We start from the raw sequence: 2,656 nt of genomic DNA on the forward strand, positions 1-2,656 counted from the left end.
GGCCCGAGCCCGGTCGATCGCGGCAAGCCCGGCTCGAAGATTCACGTGCTATCCGACCGCGCGGGAAGCGTTCTGTCGGTGGGCGTCTTGTCTGCCAACACCAACGACGCCGAAGCGCTGCGGCCGCTGGTCAAAGCGATTTCTGCCACCCGCTCGCGGCGCGGTCCGCGCCGACGCAAACCCGGCAAGCTGCACGCCGACAAGGCATACGACACCGCCGAACTTCGGCAATGGGTGCGAGAACGCGGGATCGGCGTCCGCATCGCCCGCAAAGGCATCGAATCCTCCCAGCGCCTCGGCCGTCACCGGTGGGTGATCGAGCGCACGATTTCCTGGCCGACCGGCTACCGCCGCCTCAACATCCGCTACGACCGCAAGGCCACACACTTCCTCGTGTGTCAGCCCGGAGTGCCGCAGTTCGCGCAGGTCCCAACCAGTTCCGGGCCCATCGGTCGCGGTGGCGAGTAGGTCGCGCGCCTGGTCGTAGGACAGCCGTGCGAGGCCGGTGTCGGGGCACAGGTCGCGGTCGGCGAGATACTTTATGGGTCCGGGGCGGCGGTGGGTCACGAATATCGGTCCGCGGGTGCCGCCGCGGATCAGCCGGGGCAGTAGCCGGGCGGTGCCAGCGTCCCAGTACACGGTTTCCAGGACGTGTTCGTGGTGGGCAGCGCCGCGGCGGCGGGTACGGGGTTCGGCGCCCTTGGACTTCACCCGGGCGCACCGGCCCGCCAGGTCGAGGTCCTCGATATTGAGCAGTTCCTCCGTGCGAGCGCAAGTTTCATACAGCATCCGCACGGCGTCTTCTCCCGCAGATGGGCCTCGCGGCGGCAGATGAGCCGGTCGATCGCAGTCCGCGAGCGCACCGGTTTCTCCGATTCCGGCGAGGTCGAGCGCGCGGCCGCCGCCGGGACTGCTGGTGCGTCCCAGCCTTGCTCGCGGCACCGAGTTCCTGTGGCCCTTGAGATTTGGGCAGGACTGTGCGGAGGGGACCACTGCTGCCTATGCAAGTTCGTTGGTGTTGTACCTGAACTGGTGCCAACTGACCGGCCGTGAGTGGCGAGAGGCTGGTGCCGCGCTGGTGTCGTTCATCCTGTGGTTGCTCGGTCGCGACGCGGATCTCCCGGCTGGACCGTTCCTCGAGGAAAAGCCGGCCTGATGCGCGCCAGGACCTCGTCGTCGATGCGACGTCCCGCGCGGCGCATCTGCTCGACGGCGAGGCCGTAATACTCTGTGGTCCAGGCGAAGACCGCGTTCGTGGCCAAGGTCAGACACCAGGCTTGCTCGGTCTGTTCCTCGAGCTGGCGATGGGCCTGGTCATGGCCGGTTTCAGCCCCGGCCACAGGTCAGGCTCACCAGCGGCGGGCCGGTAGAGCTTGCACCTTTTGATCCGCTTGATTCTCGGCAGCAGATCGAAACCCAGCAATCTCGTCACGCCGAACCCGATCTCGGACTGGCCGTGACTATCCACCGCAGTATTCGTCCACAACCTCGACGAGTACTTCCGCGACCTTCGCCGCCCAAATCTCCGCTACACCGCCCGAACCTCCGCTACACCGACCGCACCCAGATCCTGACCGAATTCCGCACCGCATCCGAGGCCGCAGGCCTTCGCGGCGGCTGGTGACCTACCGCCTGAATTCCAGCTCAGGAGGCGTTGCCCCCTCCTGTCTACGGTCCGCCGCCATGAGTCAGGACGAATCGCATCGCGGCACTTCGGACAACGGCGAGCCCTCACCGCCGCCCAGGCGCCGCGCGCACTGGAGCAGGGCGGTGATCAAGACCGTCGAGGCGCTGTTGGCTTTGAACACGGCCCTGGAGGTGGTCGATTTGGTACTGAGTTGGTTCAGCCGATGAGCTGTGGTTCTGATCGCGAACCTGGGCAGCGTCTGATCGCGAATCTCGACACCGCCTGATCGGCGGTGGCTGAACCAACCCTCACCGCCACAACGCTGTTCCGTCTCGTTTTGTGTGAGACAACGTGAGGAAATCCGGGGTGTCTTCGCCCGAGGGTGCGGTCCGCTCGCCGTAGGTTGCTTGCGGTCAAAGCGGGCGCGGCGGTGTCCCGCCCTCTCCGAAGAGAGTCTTCTCCGGATCTTTTTGGTAGAAGATTTCGAGATCACGCCCCCACAGCAAGCCGACACCGTGGTCGATGGCCCAATCCAGGACAGTCGTGAACTGTTGCCATAAGTCGGGCTTGTCGTGGGGTGCCCGCGTCGGCGGGAGAAGTGCCGCCAGCTCGCCGGTCTCGGCGGCGTCGAGCCAGCCGCAAATTCCCTCCAGATAACCACCGCCGCCGTGTATCCAGAAGCACTCCGCTCACGACCGTCCAAGCGTCGGAGAAGCTGCCTCACCCTGGGCCGGTCGAGGTCCGCGGGGGTTTGCTCCAGCGCCCTCCACGGATCCTCGCCCTGCCGACCCAGCACCGTGTAGGCGAGGATCGCCTCCCGAGTCAGCACCCACTCCACCAGCTCCATCAGCTCCCAGTACCCCCACCCATGTGGACTGGAGGGCTCGACAGTCTTGGTGGGCACACCGTCGAGGACACGGAAGTCGCGTCCGAGTGTCGGCTGCCAGGAGGAAGGGACCACTTCGGAGCCGGTTTTGCCATGAGGATGGGACCACCCGTTTGCCACTGATGGGACCACCTGACTAGCGG

Annotated in this window: 3 protein-coding genes and 1 pseudogene; 2 read left to right on the plus strand and 2 right to left on the minus strand. The window is 66.1% G+C overall.

Annotation, left to right across the window (positions count from 1 at the left end; genetic code table 11):
* Positions 1–468 (plus strand): transposase (locus ACWEO7_RS39055; RefSeq protein ID WP_452430828.1); only part of this gene is annotated, 468 nt, incomplete at its 5' end.
* A gap of 677 nt (positions 469–1,145) precedes the next feature.
* Here ACWEO7_RS39055 and ACWEO7_RS39060 read toward each other — a convergent pair.
* A pseudogene (locus ACWEO7_RS39060) lies at positions 1,146–1,304 on the minus strand (Tn3 family transposase); the annotation flags it as partial.
* Entirely contained in the window at positions 1,265–1,468 is a 204-nt protein-coding gene (locus ACWEO7_RS39065; RefSeq protein WP_452430830.1) for a Tn3 family transposase, read from the minus strand. The gene ACWEO7_RS39065 and the pseudogene ACWEO7_RS39060, both read right to left, overlap by 40 nt.
* 215 nt (positions 1,469–1,683) lie before the next feature.
* Here ACWEO7_RS39065 and ACWEO7_RS39070 point away from each other — a divergent pair, with 215 nt between their 5' ends.
* Positions 1,684–1,854, plus strand: coding sequence for a hypothetical protein (locus ACWEO7_RS39070; RefSeq protein WP_452430832.1), 171 nt, complete (start codon positions 1,684–1,686; stop codon positions 1,852–1,854).
* The last annotated feature ends 802 nt before the right edge of the window (positions 1,855–2,656 follow it).

The sequence above is a fragment of the Nocardia sp. NPDC004260 genome (genome assembly GCF_053603155.1).

What these genes read in the sequence shown, in the direction of transcription:
- ACWEO7_RS39070 (WP_452430832.1), top strand. Translation starts at nt 1,684, where the DNA reads ATGAGTCAGGACGAATCGCATCGCGGCACTTCGGACAACGGCGAGCCC.